A 20660-nucleotide genomic window follows, 5' to 3' on the forward strand; every position below is an offset into this window, starting at 1 on the left:
GCAGATTGATAGCAACTGCAAATATAGCTGTTTTAGCTACCTGCAAATGCTTTTTTACAAATAAGAAAAAGAGCGCTGTATATCGCTCTGAAATTATTTCTTAGATTTGAGGTTCAACCCAATCTGTAAATGAAGCACATCACCTATATTTTGTTATTGGTGTTTTTGGTGTCCAACAATCTCGTTGCGCAGACCTATCAGATAACGGGAAAGGTAGTGGACGAACAGAACCAAATCATTCCCTTTGCCAACATTTTGCTATTACAGGCCACCGATACCACTTTTGTGAAGGGAACTTCAGCAGATGACAATGGTGTTTTTGTCCTTGTTGGGGTTGAACCGGACCTGTATTTGTTGCAAGCCAGTTATGTGGGTAGGGGGTCGGAACCTCGGGCTTTGGACATAGCCAAAGATGTTTCCCTTGGGGCACTCATCATACCCTTGGAGACCAATGCACTTGATGAAGTGGTTGTTACGGCACAACGGCCAAAACTCCAAAAACTCCCAGACAGACTGGTCTTTTCAGTAGAGAATACGGTTATTTCGCAGGGAACCTCTTGGGATATCCTGAAAAGCACTCCAGGAGTCATTGTGAACCAAGATGAGTTATTGATTCGTGGACAAAATGCAACAGTTTACCTGAACGACAGAAAGGTACAATTGTCCGGACAGGAGGTTCAGGATTTGTTACAGGGCCTTTCCGGGACCAATATAAAATCGGTGGAGGTCATTGCCAATCCCCCGGCACGTTACGATGCGGAAGGAGGTCCTATTTTGAACATTGTCACCAACAAGAACATAGTCCCCGGGTACAAGGGGAGCCTCAACGGAACCTACACCCAAGCCATATTCCCAAAATTCAGTTTGGGAACCAGCCATTATTATAAGACGGACAAGCTTCATTTGTTCGCCAACTACAGTATCAATCCGCAGAAAGAAGTACGAAAAACGGATAAGGACATCCATTTTATGGATGCCACCAACACCGTTTTTTCACAATGGGATACCAAATACAACCAGACCAAAAAGACGCAGTCGCATAACGCCAACATTATCTTGGATTATGATTTGGATGACCGCAATAGTTTAAACCTGACCTCCAACTTGGTGTTCAACCCAGACCAAGACCAACAGACCCGATTGGTCAATGATATGCGCAATGGAATGGGACAACTGGATTCCACGTTTACCACGCACAATAATGCTATGTTGGACAACACCAACTTGGCCTTTGACCTGACCTACGTGCATAACCTGAAGAAAGAAGGGGCCCGACTGAGTGCCAATGGCCACTACACCAATTATAATGGGACATATTTTCAAAATCTGGCTTCAGACTATTATGATGCCAGTGGGGGTTTTTTGCGCAGTTTTGGGTTTGATTCCGATTCGCGGCAGGACATAGAAATCTTTACTGGGCAACTGGATTATTCCACACCCATTGGTAATGCCTCGTTGGAGACCGGGGCTAAAATTTCCTCCATTGCGTCCGAGAGCCAAGTGGACTTTTTCAACTTTACGGGGAGCAGCAGTACGGTGGACGCCACCTTGTCCGACCGATATCTGTATGACGAAAATGTATATGCTGCCTATTTGAGCTTTGTGAAGAACTGGGAAAAATGGTCCATGAAACTAGGGTTGCGCGGTGAGCTTACCGAAGCAGAAGGAAGATCCCTGACCTTGAATCAGACCAACACCCAGGATTTCTTTGAGCCGTTTCCGTCCTTGTACGTGTTGTATAGTCCTTCGGTAAACCATAGTTTTTCTTTTGATTATGGTAGAAATGTAAACCGGCCCAAATACAACGACCTAAATCCTTTCCGGTTTTTCTTCAATGAAAATGACTATGAAGAGGGGAACCCAAGGCTCACCCCGAACTTCAGCAACAATTTTAATCTCAACTATACCCTCAACAGCGAATATTTCTTCGACATCTATTATAGGGACAACGGAAGTAATATTGCTGATTTGGTCTTTCAGGACAACGACAACCAGACATTGGTGGAATTAAAGCAAAATGTGTTGGAAAGTACCTCCTACGGATTGGACTTTACGCTGAGCAAGACCATTTTGCCATCGTGGTTCGTCTATGCCTACACCTCTTTTTTTCATGAAGAGGAGACTTTTTTGGCCGTGGAGAGCAACAATGTTGAATACACCAACGAAGTGGACGGCGTTTATGGCTATTTGGCCAACTACCTTACCCTTTCCAAGGATGGAACCTTCACGGGTGAGGTGACTTTTACCTATATCTCACAATTTTTGTTCGGGTCCTATATTTCCGATGAGCAGATGAACTTGACGTTAGGGCTTCGCAAGTCACTTTTCAACAACAGGGCCACCATTTCCATAGCGGCAGAGGATATTTTGGAGCAGTATGTGCCCACCTATCGATCACAGTATCTAAATCAGGACAATTTCTACCGAAGAAGACCCGAAACCCAGTTCATCCGTGTGGGCTTTACCTATAATTTTGGGAACTTCAGGTTAGAGGACAACCAGCGTGGAATCGATAAAAAGGAGCGTGATAGGCTCCAAGCCACGGAATAATACCTTGATTTTCGGGTATTTTGTACTTTTGCAGTCCAAAAAAGATAGGATTTGCCAAAAATTGGAAACATAGAACTACCTGATTTTCCGTTGCTTCTTGCCCCCATGGAAGATGTGAGCGACCCTCCATTTCGTGCTTTATGCAAGGAACAAGGGGCCGATGTGGTGTACACCGAGTTCATTTCATCGGAAGGCTTGATCAGGGATGCCGCCAAAAGTGTCATCAAACTGGACATTTATGAGAAGGAGCGCCCAGTGGGCATCCAGATATTTGGTGCAGAGCTGGATTCCATGTTGCAGGCAGTGGATATTGTTGAAAAATCCAACCCGGATATCATCGATATCAATTTTGGCTGTCCGGTAAAGAAAGTGGTCTGCAAGAATGCAGGGGCCGGCATTCTACGGGATATTCCCCTTATGGTAAAATTGACCGAGGAAATTGTAAAGCGCACAAAACTGCCGGTTACGGTAAAAACACGTTTGGGTTGGGACGCCAATTCCATAAAAATCGTTGAGGTTGCAGAGCGACTTCAGGATGTGGGTACCCAGGCCATATCCATCCATGGGCGTACCCGGGTACAGATGTACAAAGGTGAGGCCGATTGGAAACCCATTGCCGAGGTCAAGAACAACCCCAGAATGCATATTCCCGTTTTTGGAAATGGCGATGTGGATACCCCCGAAGCTGCGGTTAAAATGCGGGATGAATATGGATTGGACGGCGCTATGATCGGTCGTGCCAGCATAGGCTATCCTTGGTTCTTTAAGGAAGTGAAGCACTATTTCAAGACGGGTACCCATCTACCACCCCCTACCATGGAAGAACGTGTGGAAGCCGCCCGTAGACATCTTCAAATGTCCATTGATTGGAAGGGAGAAAAGTTGGGGGTTTTTGAAACCCGCAGGCATTATACCAATTACTTCAAAGGTATTCCCCATTTCAAGGAATATCGGATGAAGATGGTCACCAGTGACGAATCTGCTGATGTGTTTGCCGCTTTTGATGAAGTTTTGGAGAAGTTTGGCGACTTTCAGTTTGCCTAGGCCGTTATCAATTTCTTGGTAATCCGGCTGCTCGCAATTTTTGATGAGACGAACCCCAGAACCACGATCGTGGCCAGTACCAAGATCACATTCATGATGTTGTATTCCACGGGATAGGCCAAGGAAGGGGTGATTTTTAGCCAACTGAAGGCCAATTGCGAGGCAATCAGCAAGGAACCAATCAACACCCCGATAAATCCACCCAAGGAAGTCACCAATAACCCCTGTACAAAGTATATTTTACGGAGTTCCCTTATGGTGGTTCCCAAACTGAATAGTGTCTTGGAGTTTTGCTGTTTATCCAAAATCATCATGATGATGGCCCCTACTACATTGAAAAGGGCAATGATGAGGACCAAGGTAAAAATGAGGTACGTGGCCAGGTTTTCGGTATTGAGCATGCGGTGCAAGGTGCCGTTCTGCTCTTGTCGGGTTAGGATTAGCACGGTATCGCCCAAAACCGTTTTAATGGAGTTCTTCACTTCATCTACTGGAACACTGGCATCCAATTTAAAATTGATTCCTGAGATTTCCGTACTGTCCTTTTCCAATAATTTTTGAACTAGGGGAAGTTGCGCAAAAACGTACTTTTTGTCCAAATGTTCCTCAACGGCATATACCCCACTGAGCACCAAGGAAAGTTGATTGTAGGGTTTGGAGTTGAATCCTTGCTGTGAGAAAGAACCCTTGCCCGGTTTAGGGGCCAATACGGTCATGGGATTTCGGTAATTGTCTATGGGCACCCCAAGCTGATTGTAGATGCCAATGCCCATAACTGTGCTATATTCCATATCGCCCCAAGTGCCAAAATAGAGGGTGCTATCCACGCCTGTCACGGCCCTGTAATTGGCATCGATACCCTTGATGAAAGGAAAGAAACTTTTCTCCTTATATGTGATATAGACCTTTTCCTCCAATTCTTTGGAATAATTGACAACCCCTGGGAGCTTTGCCAAATCATTTTCTTGATCAGGGGTAAGGGAAAAATGTTTTCCAATAGCGGCTGTGGCCTTTAGATCGGGATCGAATGTATTGGAAAAAGAAAGACTGAAGGTTTTGAGTCCTGCAAATGCCGAAAGCACCACAAAAAGCGCGGCAGAACCAATAACAATCACCAAAAATGTGATGAAATTGATGATGTTTACCGCATTTTGGCTGCTTTTAGATCGTAAGTAACGCTTTGCGATATAGAGGGGAAAGTTCAAAATCAGGATTTCTTTCGTTTGTCGAGCAAGTCCCGATTTTCAATGGGATTTTCTTCGCCTTTGAGCGATTTTTCAATGTTATCGATGTACTCCAAGGAATCATCAAGATAAAAATTAAGCTCTGGGACCTTCCTCAATTGGTTTTTGGTCCGTTGGGCCAGTTCGTAGCGGATGGCCACTTGGCTGGCCTTGATACCCTCCAATAGTTTTTGGGCATCCTTGTTGGGAAAAATGCTCACATATGCCTTTGCGATGGACAGGTCAGTGGTTACAGACACCTTGGAAACAGAGATCAAGGTTCCCTTTAAGCCACCATCAGTGGCCGCTCTTTGCAGGATATCGGCCAAGTCTTTTTGGATAATTCCCGCTATTTTCTTTTGCCTTTGTGTTTCCTCCATGGTGCAAAAATAAACGAATTAATGACCAACAGCACGAAACGATAGGATAACAGTATGTATTTTTGGAAATTAGGACTGTTTTTTAACCAAAAAGAGGAACTTATGGACAAGATTGAGCACATCGGCATTGTGGTAAAAAACTTGGAAGCTTCCAACGCTTTGTTCGAGAAACTTCTGGGTGTTTCACATTACAAAATTGAGGAAGTGGCCTCTGAAGGGGTAAAAACGTCTTTTTTTAAATCGGGACCCAACAAAGTGGAGTTGTTGGAAGCTATAACAACTGACAGCCCCATTGCTAAGTTTTTGGAAAAGAGAGGAGAAGGTATTCACCATATTGCTTTTGCTGTTGACGATATTATTGCCGAAATAGAACGATTAAAAAACGAAGGGTTCGTAATTATAAACGAAACCCCGAAGAAAGGTGCTGATAATAAACTGGTTGCATTTTTGCATCCAAAGGGGACCAATGGAGTGTTGGTAGAGCTGTGCCAAGAAATAAAACAAGGGTAGGGGCGTTAAAACCTTGCGGTAAAGCAAAATAAACACTAATATTGCATCCGCAAAATGCGGGTCCTATAGCTCAGTTGGTTAGAGCACCTGACTCATAATCAGGTGGTCCCTGGTTCGAGCCCAGGTGGGACCACGGAAAACCCTTCTAAACGATTGATTTAGAAGGGTTTTTAAATTTATAGGGGGCATAATAGGGGGCAAAATTTTATCGTTACCATAGTCGTCCTTAACTTTTCCTAGTTCAAAGGACTTCCCAGATTAAAAATGAATTATCAATGCCATTGATTTAAAAATCATTGTTGTTATTTGCCCTATTAACGTTTATTTCTCACGTAGTTTACCGTATAAGAGAATAATGTTACTAATAGCGATATTGTAGATAATCCAGATAGAATAACCCCAAACCAAAATAACGTCTTAAGGCAATAGTACTCGGCAGTACCTAAAGTCAGTAAGGACACAACCAAAGCCCAGAGATTTTGATTTAAGTTGATTTTAAATTGGTCGGCACTCATTTCTTGATACGGTAATTAAGATATTAGCTTATCAAATATTTCTTTCCATTTATCCTCCATCTCCTTAGGGATGTTTTCCATTAACTTATCAAAGCGGTTTAGGTACATTCTTGCTACGTCAACTTTCCATCCATCCTCCAACTGTACCCCGTTCTTTTTCGCCCATGCCTCTATCTGGTCTACAATGGGCTCATCTTTGGTATAGAAATCTTCAAAATACTCGTCTGGTCTATATTGCCTGTCAATAATCTCGATTATTGCGTCAGCAGGCAGCAAGTCCTCAATTTCATATTCTTTGTCTCCTAAATAGTCTGCAACCTCTAAAACTCTTTCTTTCTCATCTAGATACCTGCCAGTTAAAAGTGATTTTTTGTAGCCCTTTCCAACATTATCGGAGTCCAGTAGCACATAAGGTAATTGGTCATCTCTAGAGGTAACAAGTTTAGTAACTGGCCCCATCCCTTTGACACCTCCAGTAGGTATAAAGACAATTTCCTTTGAGTAGTTCAAAAATCCTTTACCGATAAGGTATCTTTTAATCACGCTCAAATATATCTGATCACTTACTCCCTCAACCAATACAGGTAAACACCCTAATAATAGAGTATCTGATACGGTCAGTCCTAAAGCTGCATGAACTGGGAAAATAGACTTTTCAGCATCGACCTCATTGTACCTAAGGTTAGAGGATACCCTAGTCCTGCCATTATCGGAGTCTATATAGACGGCCTTAACGTTTGCCAGATTATCCATATCAACCAAAAACGGAGAATGAGAAGTATAAATAAGTTGATTGTCCTCTGACAGTTTACGGAAAAATTTAGCTAAATCGTACTGGGCAATGGGATGCAATGACAGCCCAGGCTCGTCTAACAGGAGTATTGTATTTGTATGTCCCTCTTTTGTTTCGACAAGAAAAACAAGAAAGAAACTAAAAAACCATTGTAGCCCTCTACTGCGACCCTCTAGTTCAATTGGCTCAGGGCGTAAAGAGTCAGATACATTTATTCTAAAATGCCTACCGTCTGCTTGAAAGTCAAAAATATAATCCCCTTGCAGCCACCACTTTCTAAATCTTTGAGTTAGTTGAGTTGCGGCTGACCTTAACAAGATACCTCTTTCCCTTTTCTTGTCTGCCCAGTCCCTTATTTCTTCCTCCGACAACTCCTTTTCCTCAGTACTTACTACAGCCCCTTGATGATTGAGCTTTTTTATGATGGTCTTACTCTCGTTACCTAGCTCATAAATCTCTTTTGGGGACAAGTTCACGTATTTAAACAAAACATCTAATGTTCTGGCTTTTGCCCTTGCGGACTCTGACAAGTCCTCTCTACCAAAATCCTCTATTACCCTAGGCAAATAAATTTCACTATCCAGATTACCGTAATCAGAGTAATAAACAAATTTTGGTATTTCCTCCAAAATCATTTTATCTACCTCCTCGGTACTTTGGACTGGCTTACCATCAAAAGCATCTTTCATTTTAATAAGATGCTTTAATAGGTTTCTGGAAAAGAAATTTGGTAAATTCTGTTTCTTACCAAAATTCTTCTCTGCAAAGGCTATTGCTTCATCCTTAAGAGATACTACTAAATCTTTTGAAAATGTATCGGATGGAAACTTATTTACCTGTTCACTTAAAAAAGAGGTTATTTTATCTTGGAGCTCCTTAGGTTCTTTAGTGAAAACCTCATTACCTGTTAAGTCGGTTTGGAACTTTGAATATAAGTCCTGCAATACGCTTACGGGATATTCGTCTATCTGGGAATATGGAAAAGATATGACGTGCTCCCCCTTATATTTTCTTTCTACAAGTACACACTTTACTTGCTCTTGGTCGCATTTCAATCTTTTGGCTATTTCTTCGCTAAAGCTATCCTCTAAAATAAAGTCAGCAGAGATAAAAATATCCTCCTTATGATTGCCTGCTTTGTACTCACTATATAAATGCCTTGGAAAGTCATCTAAGGGGACAATAGGCTCTTTATTTGCAGGATTAAGCTTCCATAGGGCTATTAACAGATTTGTTTTACCTGCCTCATTTGTCCCTACAAGACAAGAATTATCAGCTGTTTCTATCCAATCACTTTCCTCAATAGACCTGAAATTGTATACTTTAAATCTGCTCAGTTTTGTAGCCATAAAACAAAAGGATAATTTTCCTACAAGAAACGATAATCCTCGAAAATTACCTAATCTTTAATATGATAACTGCTTGTTTTGTTAGTAGTTATCATTTTCATTTTAAGTATCCTTTTCATAAAGTTGATTTTAGGGACACCCCGCTTTTTTTCAGTGTTTTGTTCCCATTCTCTCTTTGAACCAAATAAGGGTTTCCTCACTAAAATCAATGAAAATAGGTCTTTTACAATGAACTAACTCTTTGGTGCTATTGGGTTTTTAAATTGGTTTTTGTAACGGAACCACATTGAGTTTAACATTCTTCCATTCATTGCCCCGCTTGAACAAAGGCTCTACTATCTACCATAAATTCCCTTGAACGTTGCAGCAGTATATCCGCTTTGATTTCGTCTATTTCCACATCCCTATTTTGATAGCGCATTTTAGAGCTTGCATTTCTCAATAATTGGAACAGGTCCTTGTCAAGTTCTGTATGCATAGGGAAATAGTCATGGATTTTGGGATAAAGATGACCGCACAACTTTATCAAGTGGGATAGTGAATGGTTTCTGGGCCTGTATTTCAAAACACCATAGATCAACCCAAGGCAAGCCTGTTCAACTGCCAAGGAGACAAAATGAACGGCCATCAATGAATCCCCCATTGGGGATTCGGCCACCACCAAATAGTTTCTAGCCCTTCTGTACCTACTGCTGATCGTCTTCCTTGTCTTTTTGGTTCCCATTTTAGGTAAATCATCGTTGGTCCTCAAATCCATGGCACCCTCACCTTGAAACAAAAGCTTGCCACTCCTAACGACCTTCTTGTAAAAGGGATTCCCGTTATTTAGCTTTTTGGAGAATACTTTTGGTGCATCAGAACATATACAGAGGCTGACTTGTTGGAATTTTTGTTGGATGGTATCAACTACTGAATGGATTGGATCAATGTTCGTCTTATCTGAAACAATGAACAACCAATAATGGACAGGACAGGTTTGAACATCCAAAGCTCTAAGAAAGTGGACTTTATCTTGTGTTTGAAGTGTCCTTTTTTGCATAAGATAGATATGTGTGGGATTTAGTTTCTTTTTGATCAACGAAACCGTTTCTTGTAAAACTATGTCAACCGGTTCATCCATGATGGTTACCTGCTCTTCAATATGGGTTTCAACCTCATTGAAAATTTGGGCAGGTTTATCGTCATCATCCCCGTGAATTCTTTGTCTGCAATCTTCCAGATGTCTATTGAAGATGGTTTCTACTTGTTCGGCAAAGGATTGGAATTCAGATTGAATCAATTGGACCTGACCTTTGTTGATCTCATATTCATTTCCGTACCGTGCGGCACTATATGCATGTTCCAATAGGAGCAACAGTTCATTGTTGTCCATTTCAGCTGTTTTTGGAAACGGACGTAACGTTGGAAAGTAATCTTTGCAAAAGTTGATATGGCTGATGATGCTATGGGTTACTTTGCTATGGCCGATAAACATCTGTTCCATGAAACGGAATGCAAGTTCAAAGGCTTGGTGCAGGTTGAAAGCGGCAATGGCATGATCACCTTCCTTTAGCAATATTTCCGCAGTATTTACAAATGCCTTGATTTTTTTCATCTCCAAATCGAAATAACGTTCAGCTCTTTTAAGGATGTTCCCCATGGCCAGTTCAGGGTAATCCAAAAGGTTCGTCCCCTCTGGGTGCGCATAGACCATTTCCCCAAGGCAGCAATGCTCCAAGAAGTAGAGCGACCCGCGTAAGATTCCAATCTCGGATTGCTCCTCTGTATAGATTTTGATTCGGAAATCAGGGTGGTCCTTTGCTGTTTTTGTCCCAAAACCCAATATTTCATTGGGAATGGGGTTGTTGTTGACATCGGCAAAGAATGTGAGGATATGATAAGGGGATTCTCCCTCCCTTTGTTCCATGGATAGAAATATGGCATCAATGGTGATTACGTTCAGGATGTTGTCGATAAGATTGGAGAGTTCCTCCTTCTTATCAAAGTTTTTGGGTATGTTTAAGTAATGTTCCATAGGTTTGTATTTTAAAGGGTCCGAGAATCACTAGCCATATTAAGGTCGCATTCCCAAGTACCCCACTATAGCCACTTGTATTTTATTGAACCTGTTTTGTATATTACAATCGGATTATTGTGGGAAACACCCTATATTTGAGATATGCAGACAAAGACCAAGAACAACCATATAGGCAGAAAGATTAGTAGGATCAGGGAACTCCGTGGAATGAAACAGGAGACGTTGGCCGAAGAACTGGGCATTAGCCAGCAGGCCGTTTCCAATATTGAGAATAGCGAGAAAGTAGATGATGCAAAACTGGAAGAGGTTGCCAAAGCTCTTGGTGTGACCAAGGAAGGAATCCAACAATTCAACGAAGAGTCTATCTTCAATTATTTCAATAGTTTTCATGATAGTAGTGCCTTTAATACACACTGCACGTTTAATCCATTGGATAAATTAATGGATGCTCATGAAGAGAACAAGAAACTTTATGAGCGTCTTGTCCAAGCTGAAAAAGATAAGGTGGCTTATCTGGAGCAGCTTCTGAAGAAGAAATAAATTATTTTTATTTCTTTATTCTCCTTAGGCTGTAGATACCAGAAAAGATTATGCTGAAGAGGCCATTCTACTTTTTTAAATAAGCAATGTACTTATTTAATAGGGTCTCACTCATTGTTATAACTTTGACATTTTTGACCCAAAAATCCTTGTCATCAGTAACAAGAAAATAGTCTTTCTTTTTACAAAGATTATAATAGTAATAATCATTAAAATCTAGGCTTGTAGGCGGATTGCTTAAAACATGTTTGAATTTAAATGACGAACCAAATTCGTCATTTATCAAATCAATTGAGACATTATAACTTTTTAAGTCATCACATATCATGTTGTAGGCAACACTATAGTCTAGTGAAGGCCTATATACATTTTTGTAATAAGATGAATCTGGGCTAAAGTCTGGCTGAGCCTTTCTTATCTTATTTATATGCTTTTGGTAATGGACTTCTCTAATTATCCGGTTGACGACTTCTGAAACCACAAGTGCAGGTACAACAATGCGAACTTTTGTGTTTTTGATTATTTTATCAAAAAGTTCTAGATAAGCCTTTTCTTTAAAGGATGGATTATTCTTAGGCGATAAAACCTTTAGCCAAATATTCGCATCTAAAAAATAATTCTCCTTGTCTTTAACTTGATGGGTATTTGCCTTAAAATAGGAATAAGACATATTTACATTGACAGAAGTGCGTTGTCAACAAGGCTATCGTAATCTTCGCCTAGTAGAGCGTTTTCAATTACGTCATCTATTTTGTGGGCGAATATTTCTTTTCCTTCCGGATATTCAAATTGAAGTTCTTGAATTGTTTTACTATTCATAGCCGCATAACGACCTATACTTTCATTTAAAAACAGTGTTGAGATAAGTTTAACACCCACAAACGAAATAGTAATTTCAGAAGGTTTTTTTGCTTTAATAACCTCAAATAGAGCAACACCATCCTCAAGATTAGTGGCTAAATTTGATTTTACAATATCTAAAACATTGATAATCATAGGTTAATAAAATTAACGTTCTCCAAATAAGGATTTGCAAATATACCTCATTAACGCTTGAAAAACAAGTTTAATATAGACCCGGCGTAGGGATTTGGAAAACTAAATTTTTTCAATACCGTATTTTCCATGTCTAAACTCCAAAAAGTATCTCCAGTTATGATTTGGAAATTACCTTTAGTTCTGTTAAAGTATGCATTTAAGTCAAATAAACCTAATCCGCCTGGGGCTCCTTGTCTAGTTGTATTTCTTTTTTCCAAGGCCCACTTTATCGCATCATAGCTATTATCAATTTCCCCTTTTGTTTTATTTTCAATGGCAGGGAGAAAGCCAACTCCCAAATCTACCATTGAAAAAGCTAAAATTCCTTGTTTTGGGAAGTACTGCCCACAAACATAAAAAGGCTCTATTGATTTTGAATGCTCCTGTATATTACAATATACTTCTACTAGCGAGGACATTATGTTATCCTTTTCTTCAATCTTGAGACTAGGCATCCCACGATGGGCCAATAGCTCATTTTCGACATAATCAATGAAACCTCCTTTATCGTTAAGGTCAAAGCTTCTAAATGAAACTGTTGATTCTTGCAGATCATTGTTAGTTCCTTCTGACCTTAGAAATCCATTTCTAAACAAAACATTGAAATGTTCCTCTAAAAACTTTAAGTCTGTTGAAAAATTTAGGTTGTTCTCCTTCTTTAATTTTGCTAAAATACTACCAAACAGAGCACTTAAATTTGCATCAAACCAATCTAAGTGGTAAAAGTCAATATAGATGGTTTCATTATAGTATTGCGATGCTTCTTTATGAAAGTCAAATAGCTTCTTAATACCTGAAAAATTGGTGCTAACATTGTGCTTAATACTTAATACTATTTTATCGTCCATTATAATTCCTCCAAGGATAATCCTATTTAGTAATTCTTGTATCTAATCGTCTAATTATCCACTCCATTAATAAAGGTCTTGATAAAGTCCATAATTTTTGTAGTTACCCGATTGCTGATGGATTCACGCTGCAATACACTCGGTTGTATCTTCAATGTTTCTATCACTTCGTCCTCAGTGGCCATTCTACCTGTAAACAGATAGTCATTAATGATATCTTCCACTTTATCTTTTTGGAGGGCCTCAGTGTTGCTTAAATCCTCCAACGCCCTCTTGGTTTCTTCGGCCCAATATGATTTAAAAACATTCTCTACATCCTCGGCCTCGTTTATTTTTGGCAAATTATTTTGGATAAATTTTTCAATCAATTCCCGTTTACTTCTTAGTTCGGCTTCTCCTGCAATCAGATCAATAATCTGTTTTTTCTGTTTGGCCTGGTCCTGTGGTTTTGCTTCCTTTAATTTGGCCAATAGCCTCATGATATAGGCTACGTTTATTTCATCCCTATGGATGAGTTCCAATTCAAAATCGATTTCATTTAAGATAGAAACGGATTCTTTAAGATTGTCAGTTTTGATTTTATCGTACAGGTCCAAATATTTACTAGAATAGTCTGCAAATTCCTGCTCCTGCATATATGTGTCGTCAAAAGTAAATTCCGTGAACGTAGAAAGTATATTTTTAAGGCGCATGATTTCCCTGAAGGCCTTTGCAAAAGCAAGTTCATCCTCTTCTGTCTCTAAATCGTTGACACTGTCAACCGTGGGTGTGATTGCCATTAACTGTTTATAGGCCTTATTGAACTTTTTTACTTGTTCTTCATAGGGATCTATGGTAATAGTTTCTTTTGCATTCTTATCCGAGAATAGGGCAATGGCATCATCCGTGTTTTGTTTAAGGTTACGGAAGGCCAAGATATTTCCCTGGGATTTCTTTTCGTTCAATATTCTATTGGTACGTGAATAGGCCTGAATCAAACCATGATAGTTAAGGTTTTTATCTATATAAAGCGTATTCAGGGACTTGCTATCAAAACCAGTCAAAAACATATTTACAACCAAAAGAATATCTATCTGCTTGTTTTTTACCCGTTTGGAAATATCTTTCTTGTAATTCAAAAAGGTGTTTCCATCTTTTGCCGAGTGTTTTGTGCCATATTGTTGGTTATAATCTTCAATACATTCATCCAATTTATCTTTATGTGGAATGTTACCATAATGAGCCGATGGTTCGGCGGCCATCATCATATCCGGGAAATCTTCTTCGGGAATTTCCCCGTTGGCCAGTTTATCCTCTTGATTTGGGGCATAGGAAAATATAGTGGCAATATTCAAACTGTGGTTGCCAGTTCTCTTTTTCGACCTGAAAAGGTCATAATACTTTATCAAAATGTCAACGCTGCTGACACATAAGATAGCGGTAAAGGTTCTATTGTGAGTCTTACGGTTATGGTTCGCAATAATATAATCAACAATCGATTCTATGTAATCATCACTTTCATAAACCTCGGTTTTATCTATGTCCTCCACTTTAATGTCTTCTATCCCTATTTTAGATTTGAAAACGTTATAATACTCTATGGAGAATTTCAAAACATTCTCGTCCCTTATGGCATCTGTAATTACGTATTGGTGCAAACAATCATCGAACAGATTTGCAGTGGTCTGCTTTACACTTTTCTTACTTATGGCGTTTTTTACAAATATGGGAGTACCGGTAAAACCAAATAGCTGATGATTGGTAAAGAAATTTACAATACGCCTATGAGTGTCGCCAAACTGAGAACGATGGCATTCATCAAATATGAATACAATTTTTTCATCCTTTAGCTCCTCTATCTGCCTTCTAAACTTTGCTTTAGAAATAGCGCTGTTGAGTTTTTGGATGGTTGTTACAATTAATGGTCTGTTTGGGTCTAAAAATTGATTGACCAACATTTTGGTGTTTTCCGTCCCATCAATACTGTCTTTATCAAAAGCACGGAATTCTCGGACGGTTTGGTCATCTAGGTCCTGCCTGTCAACTACAAAAACAACTTTTTTAATCTTAGGATTGTTGGTGATAATCTGGCTTGCCTTAAAAGAGGTAAGTGTTTTTCCTGATCCCGTGGTATGCCAGATGTAGCCATTCTTTGAACTATTCTTTACCCTGTCGATGATTGCCTCTACCGCATGATATTGATAGGGCCGTAATACCATTAATATCTTATCGCTTTCATGTAACACGATATATTTGGCAATCATCTTTGCAATATGGCACGGTTCTAGAAAAATACCCGCAAACTTATCCAGTTGGGTAATTTTGGTGTTGTTCTCTTTGCTCCAATAACTGGTGAACTTGAAGCTCTGCTTTTGATTATTGGCGTAATATTTGGTATCTACTCCATTGCTAATGACAAAAATCTGCACATAATTGAACAGGGCGTTGTTGGACAGAAAGGACTCCTTTTGATAGCGTTGAATTTGATTGAAAGCCTCCTTAAGCTCAATGCCTCTGCGTTTTAGCTCTATCTGTACCAATGGAAAGCCATTTACTAGCAATGTGACATCGTAGCGATTTTCCCGTTTCCCATTTATGGTAATTTGATTAGTGACCTGAAATTGGTTTTGACACCAAAAGTCTTGATTGAGGAATTCGATATACTTTTTATCGCCATTGTCCTTTATCAATACAAATTTGTCCCGAAGCGTTTTAGCCTTATCAAAAATACTTCCCTTGGTTAGATGCATTAATATCCTATCGAATTCGCTGTCGGTAAATGTTGTTTTGTTATGTTTTTCCAGTTGTATCTTTAGATTTCGTAATAAGTCATCCTCGGTTTTTATCACAACCGATTTGTGGCCCAATCCGACCAGCTGGTTGACTAAATTAGTTTCTAATACTTGCTCTGGTTGTGTGGTCATCTAGGTATTTCTTTCAAATAGCAAAAGTTCTAGTTCCGCAAGACTTGTACAATTGTGTTTTTTTAAACTCTTCTTTGCGCTTTCAATTATGCTCCGATAGTCAAGGTCGTCGGTCATTTTTGTCCAAGGAATTACTGTTAAATTCAGCTTTCTTTGAATGATGCTATCCACTGGGAAATGAGGCGGTTCGGGTATCCAACCAGCACACCAATGATATTTTAAATAAAGGTTCAACAATTTTTGACTGACTCCAAAAATCAGTTTGCCATTTTTTAAAATTTCTCTATTGACCTCTGTATGATGACTAATTCTTTTGATGTTCCCAATGTGCTCCTCTTCGCCAACAGGGTTTTGATATATGGTATTAATCATGTTGTCCAAATATTCTTTAAGCATTTTTCTAAAATAAACTTTTTCTATTTCCAGAATACTTGGGCGGTAAAGATTGGCACGCTGAAAAGCACCCATGACGCTTAGCATCCAGAACTCATTAATTAGAAAAACATCTTTGCTCATCTTTATACAAACATTTGCTGCAACAACCCTTTTTTATAGACGGTAGTTTTTTCTATTTGGTAATCTACTTGTATAATTCTTTCATCTAAGGCAGAAAGAAAATTGGTGATCTTCGATTGTTCTTGGATACAGGGGATTTTTACAGAAATATTTTCAATAGTTTTTTTTGATAAACTTGGAACTCCAGATGCTTCATTATATCTATACCAATTAATTGTATTGAAAATGTAGTAGATAAATTTGGGTAACACCTTTCGAAACGAATGGGTAAAGAACAATGTATCAACAGTCCAGAATTTGCCTGTCAAAAAAATTGGTTTATCGATGGTTCCTTTTCTGCCAATCCCAACACTTTCTCCATCATAAATAAATTCATTCACCTTAGTCATTATTCCGCCTGAGCCAAATACTGGAATTGCACCATCACCAAGATGCTTGTAATCTCTACCACTGCCTATTTTCAAAACTTCTCCTAGGTGTTTTGATTGCCATTCCGGATAATCCTTCCCGTCATCATCTTTAAATCTTATTTCCTGACTAAAAAACTGCTGCATCACCCCCTTTTTATATTGTTCCACCAATGCCTTCTTTTTGATGAGTTGAGTTATTTTGTCATCTACTGCGGATAGAAAGGAGGCGATTTTTTGTTGCTCTGGAAGTTTTGGGCAGGCAAATTTTAAGGTTTTGATATCTTTTGCCGTGAAGCCTTGGATAGATGTACCTTGACTTAATCTTCTAAACCGATTTGATCTTGCTTTAAAATAATAAGCAATAAAATAAGAATTTTCGGTACAATCAAGATTTGTAAAATCTTGACTGGTGCACAAATCTTCATCAGCTACTGCGAATTTGCCTATTCCCACTCTTGAAACAATTAAAACACTTCCTTTGGGAATAATTTTTGTGGCGGATTCCTTAATAGCTTTCTCAGAGATGAATCGAGTTTTTTTTATTAAATGAATTGATTCTTCAAGAATATCTGAACTAGAAATCCAAGGTACTTCTCCATTCCAGAAATCCTTATTATTAGTAATTGGAGTTCCTCCACCGAGAAATACTCCTAAAGAATTTATTTTTCTTTGTTCCCAATTATTTTGAAACTCAGGAAATCTTAATTTAGGTTTTAGCAGTTTTCCCATATTAAAAAGGTGTTTCAATATTCAACTCATTACAAAAATCGGCTATCTCAGTATCGGTCTGTTGTATATAAGTGTCCAAGAGCTGTAGCTCCTTTGCCACGGCGGTAATGTCAATGGGGTCTTCCACCTCAAAGGTGTCCACATAACGAGGTATGTTCAAATTGTAATCATTATTGGCAATCTCTTGTAATGTAGCTCTATAACTATATTTTTCTATGACCTCTCGGTTGGTATATGTATCGACAATATTATCGATATGTGCCGGTAAAAGTTTATTGTCCTTGCCTTGTTTTTCAAATTCATTACTGGCATCGATAAATAATACGTCCTCATTTTCTTCCCTACATTTTTTAATTACCAAAATGCAAGTAGGGATACTTGTACCAAAAAATATATTTGCCGGTAGCCCAATAACCGCATCGATGTAATTTCTGTCCTCAATCAAGTACCTGCGTATATGGGCTTCAGCGCCCCCCCTAAACAGAACACCATGAGGTAGAACCGTTGCCATGATGCCGTTCTCATCCAGATGATGAATCATGTGTTGCACAAAGGCAAAGTCAGCTTTGCTTTTGGGGGCTAGCCTTCCGTACTGGCTGAAGCGATCGTCGGTATTAAAGATGTTTTTGGCACTCCATTTGGCCGAAAAAGGTGGGTTGGCAACAATGGCTTCGGCACTTAACTCCATATCCATATGCTGCGGCTCTTCCAAAGTATCTTCCTGTTTAATATCGAACTTTGAATAATGCACATCGTGCAAAATCATGTTCATACGTGCTAGATTATAGGTTGTACGGTTTAATTCCTGTCCGTAAAAAAAACCCACATCATCTACTTCCCGTGCAACCCGCAACAGTAAGGAACCGCTACCACAAGTGGGGTCGTAAACCGACTTTATACGCTTTTTTCTAGTGGTGACAATGCGGGCCAAAATAGTGGATACTTCTTGAGGGGTATAAAATTCCCCAGCCTTTTTACCCGCCCTTGAAGCGAATTCCCCAATAAGATATTCATAGGCATCCCCCAACACATCACTTTCCGTATCTTCCAGATGAAAATCGATTGCATCCAACTTGGTGAGAATCTTCGCAATAACCTCGTTCTTGGCTTTTAATGAGTTTCCCAGTTTGGAAGATGTTAGGTCCAAATCTTCAAAAAGACTTATAAAATCATCTTCCGATTCCGTTCCCATGGTACTCTGTTCAATATTGATTAGAATACGTTCTAGGTCTTCAATAATGAAATATTGTGTGGCCTCATCATTGTCATTCGTTTCTACATTGGTAAGGTTGCTTCCTTTTTTGGCAATAGAAGTGAATAATTCTGACGGTTTAAGAAAGTAGCCCAATTCTTTGACACACGATTTCTGGACGGCTTCAAGGTATTTCTTCCCTTCTTCCGTCTCTTCATCGATTTCGACAAAATTATAGGGATCATTTTCCAGAATTCGGTTGGCATAAATATGTAGTTTTTCAGACAGGTATTTAAAAAAGATGAACCCCAAGATGTAGTTTCTATAGTCATCTGCATCCATTTTGCCCCTTAGAAGGTTGGCTATGGCCCATAATTGTTTTTGAAGCTGTTTTTTCTGTTCTTCCGACATTCGTAGTTCTATACTTTTGAGATTAGTTGGTCTTTGATGATTTCGTAAGCGTTTCTTTGATCGTATTCAATGCCAGGTCTTAACAGCGCATAGATGTCCCCGCCGAAATCAGAATCTTCTACTTTTTCATCCATATTCAACAAGAACTGTTTTTGTGTTGGTGATTGCCCTCTTGAGAAATCCATATAGTGTTTGTATATAAATATTAATTTATCTGTGTCAACATCCAGTAGGCTTGTAGCATGGTACAAGTCAAACAGATCCCGTCCTTTTCTACGTTGATACAATGCCCGCAGTTTCGTGGCCAACAACTCCTCAATAGAAAAGGAATTCATGGCACAATTTCCGGAAAACCATCCGTTCTCCATACTATGTTCCAACTCGGTATAGCCCATGACTGTAAAATGTTCACGAGTGTTGATTTCAATCTTCAACCGCATGTTGACAACTGGGGGGATTTCAGATTCAAAGCGATAGGTTGCCGTATTCATGTTGACATTCTGCTTAATGTTTCTTTTGGTTCCCAAAAAGTCAAGCTGCTTTCCAATAGCTTGTAAAATTGGCTTAATTGGGCCGTCTTTTATCTGTACTAAATCAATATCCTCGGAATAACGGGCCTGGGGTTTCAAATAGATTTTATGTAAGGCCGTACCACCACGAAACGCTACATGCTCCTTTAAAAAAGGGTCCGAAAACAAAGCTACCAAAGCGCGTTCTATGACTAAGTCCTGTTCCACTTGTGCATCTGTTGGCCATGGGGCATTTGCTTTCCATTCCGTAATATATCTCCTTGGTATCATGAAAAATCCATTTCAGTATTAATGATCAAGTTCCATTTATCATCCGTAAAACCACTTTTGTTCTTGTGGGATAATGATAATGGAGCCGTATTGGTTTTATTTGCCCTCAAAAAAGTGGACAGATTATCTACAAGTTTAGTTTCTGACAACTGCTCCAATAGATAGCCCAATCGCTGTATGGTGGGTAGGGATGATTCCTTGGCAATAGCTAAAATTCTTGACGACTTAAAATTCTCGCTTAGTTCTTCTAGAACCGGAATCACTCTGTTTAACCCTCCTATTTGCTTATGATAATGCACTAAATCAACAGCAGTCAATTCAGGGGTTGAGACTAAGACGTATCCGGCATCGGTTTTCTTTTGCTCCAACCAATCACTCTTCCAAGAACCTTTGGTAAAAAATTCTAGATGTTGATTTTTGGCTTTTATGTCCCTTAGGGCGGGTTTTTTAATTATAATCTGCGATTGCATCGGCTGTTGGTGTCCTGCGCCATGAAGTGCAGCAGCGGAGTATAAACCAAGATAGTATTCCCTATTTAGGAAATTCATCATATCATCCAAATAATAAGTAGTGGGCAATATTCCCTGATGGGAATATTGAGGAGGGACGATTACATAAAATTCTTTACGAATCTGGGCAAGTTCGTTCTCCTTTTTTAAACGATGTAGTTTTTGGGCAATCGCCTTTTCGTTGGGACCAAAGCGTTCCCTAAGTTCTTGCAGACTAACAGCATACCTGCCTTGAGCTTGGATTTCATATAAATAGTCTGAAATATCGTGGCCTATCACCTCAAATCTGTTTGCGTAAATTTATGATAAATGTAGTTAATTGCAAACAAATATATGCTAAGTCTATTCAGAATTAGAGTTTCAGCTTAGATAAAACCCAAATC

17 protein-coding genes and 1 tRNA gene are annotated in these 20660 nt (G+C 39.3%); 5 read left to right on the plus strand and 13 right to left on the minus strand.

The features are described 5' to 3' along the window. Positions 1-129 precede the first annotated feature (129 nt). Both EZV76_RS02885 and dusB read left to right on the plus strand, forming a co-directional pair. The gene (locus EZV76_RS02885; protein ID WP_136565073.1) at positions 130-2550 is read left to right on the plus strand and encodes an outer membrane beta-barrel family protein; all 2421 of its coding nucleotides are present in this window, start codon (positions 130-132) and stop codon (positions 2548-2550) included. 51 nt (positions 2551-2601) lie between these two features. Next, complete coding sequence (dusB, locus tag EZV76_RS02890; RefSeq protein ID WP_116216634.1) at positions 2602-3594, plus strand: tRNA dihydrouridine synthase DusB; 993 nt, start codon at positions 2602-2604, stop codon at positions 3592-3594. On the opposite strand, the gene EZV76_RS02895 is transcribed toward dusB, so the two are convergent. Both EZV76_RS02895 and rbfA read right to left on the minus strand, forming a co-directional pair. Further along, positions 3591-4799, minus strand: coding sequence for an ABC transporter permease (locus EZV76_RS02895; protein WP_136565074.1), 1209 nt, complete (start codon positions 4797-4799; stop codon positions 3591-3593). The two genes, dusB and EZV76_RS02895, sit on opposite strands and share 4 nt — an antisense overlap. 2 nt (positions 4800-4801) lie before the next feature. Continuing rightward, positions 4802-5197, minus strand: a complete 396-nt coding sequence (gene rbfA / locus EZV76_RS02900) for a 30S ribosome-binding factor RbfA (protein ID WP_136565075.1) — start codon at positions 5195-5197, stop codon at positions 4802-4804. 102 nt (positions 5198-5299) lie between these two features. Between rbfA and mce the strand changes: the two genes are divergently transcribed. Beyond that, positions 5300-5707 carry a methylmalonyl-CoA epimerase gene (gene mce / locus EZV76_RS02905; RefSeq protein ID WP_136565076.1) on the plus strand — a complete coding sequence of 136 codons (408 nt, stop codon included), beginning with the start codon at positions 5300-5302 and terminating at the stop codon, positions 5705-5707. Positions 5708-5766: 59 nt separating this feature from the next. After that, a tRNA-Ile gene (locus EZV76_RS02910) sits at positions 5767-5840 on the plus strand. Between the two features lie 397 nt (positions 5841-6237). On the opposite strand, the gene EZV76_RS02915 is transcribed toward EZV76_RS02910, so the two are convergent. Together EZV76_RS02915 and EZV76_RS02920 are read right to left on the minus strand one after the other, a co-directional pair. Next, positions 6238-8364 (minus strand): AAA family ATPase, encoded by a 2127-nt coding sequence (locus EZV76_RS02915; RefSeq protein WP_136565077.1) that lies wholly within the window; start codon positions 8362-8364, stop codon positions 6238-6240. A gap of 307 nt (positions 8365-8671) precedes the next feature. Then, positions 8672-10378, minus strand: coding sequence for a HEPN domain-containing protein (locus tag EZV76_RS02920; RefSeq protein ID WP_136565078.1), 1707 nt, complete (start codon positions 10376-10378; stop codon positions 8672-8674). Between the two features lie 144 nt (positions 10379-10522). Here EZV76_RS02920 and EZV76_RS02925 point away from each other — a divergent pair, with 144 nt between their 5' ends. Beyond that, positions 10523-10921, plus strand: a complete 399-nt coding sequence (locus EZV76_RS02925) for a helix-turn-helix domain-containing protein (protein WP_136565079.1) — start codon at positions 10523-10525, stop codon at positions 10919-10921. 67 nt (positions 10922-10988) lie between these two features. Here EZV76_RS02925 and EZV76_RS02930 read toward each other — a convergent pair whose 3' ends face one another. The 9 genes from EZV76_RS02930 to EZV76_RS02970 are packed head-to-tail and all read right to left on the minus strand — an operon-like array spanning position 10989 to position 20556. Further along, on the minus strand, positions 10989-11591 hold the full coding sequence (locus EZV76_RS02930) for a PIN domain-containing protein (protein ID WP_136565080.1): 603 nt from the start codon (positions 11589-11591) through the stop codon (positions 10989-10991). Positions 11592-11593: 2 nt separating this feature from the next. Then, positions 11594-11917: an STAS-like domain-containing protein gene (locus EZV76_RS02935; RefSeq protein WP_136565081.1), complete on the minus strand. Its 324-nt coding sequence runs from the start codon at positions 11915-11917 to the stop codon at positions 11594-11596. Between the two features lie 50 nt (positions 11918-11967). Continuing rightward, positions 11968-12807: a hypothetical protein gene (locus tag EZV76_RS02940; protein ID WP_136565082.1), complete on the minus strand. Its 840-nt coding sequence runs from the start codon at positions 12805-12807 to the stop codon at positions 11968-11970. 50 nt (positions 12808-12857) lie between these two features. Then, positions 12858-15710: a type I restriction endonuclease subunit R gene (locus tag EZV76_RS02945; protein ID WP_136565083.1), complete on the minus strand. Its 2853-nt coding sequence runs from the start codon at positions 15708-15710 to the stop codon at positions 12858-12860. Beyond that, the gene (locus EZV76_RS02950; RefSeq protein ID WP_136565084.1) at positions 15711-16226 is read right to left on the minus strand and encodes a hypothetical protein; all 516 of its coding nucleotides are present in this window, start codon (positions 16224-16226) and stop codon (positions 15711-15713) included. Positions 16227-16228: 2 nt separating this feature from the next. Further along, positions 16229-17365, minus strand: a complete 1137-nt coding sequence (locus tag EZV76_RS02955; protein ID WP_136565085.1) for a restriction endonuclease subunit S — start codon at positions 17363-17365, stop codon at positions 16229-16231. A 1-nt stretch (position 17366) separates the two neighbouring features. Next, a complete protein-coding gene (locus EZV76_RS02960; protein WP_136565086.1) occupies positions 17367-18968 on the minus strand; it encodes a type I restriction-modification system subunit M in 1602 nt (533 codons plus the stop codon). 8 nt (positions 18969-18976) lie between these two features. Beyond that, the gene (locus EZV76_RS02965) at positions 18977-19768 is read right to left on the minus strand and encodes a nucleotidyl transferase AbiEii/AbiGii toxin family protein (protein WP_136565087.1); all 792 of its coding nucleotides are present in this window, start codon (positions 19766-19768) and stop codon (positions 18977-18979) included. Continuing rightward, entirely contained in the window at positions 19765-20556 is a 792-nt protein-coding gene (locus tag EZV76_RS02970; protein ID WP_136565088.1) for a type IV toxin-antitoxin system AbiEi family antitoxin domain-containing protein, read from the minus strand. The genes EZV76_RS02965 and EZV76_RS02970 overlap by 4 nt, the downstream gene beginning before the upstream one ends. Positions 20557-20660: the final 104 nt, after the last annotated feature.

It is taken from the genome of Flagellimonas alvinocaridis (genome assembly GCF_004916895.1).
GTDB classification, from domain to species: Bacteria; Bacteroidota; Bacteroidia; order Flavobacteriales; family Flavobacteriaceae; genus Flagellimonas; species Flagellimonas alvinocaridis.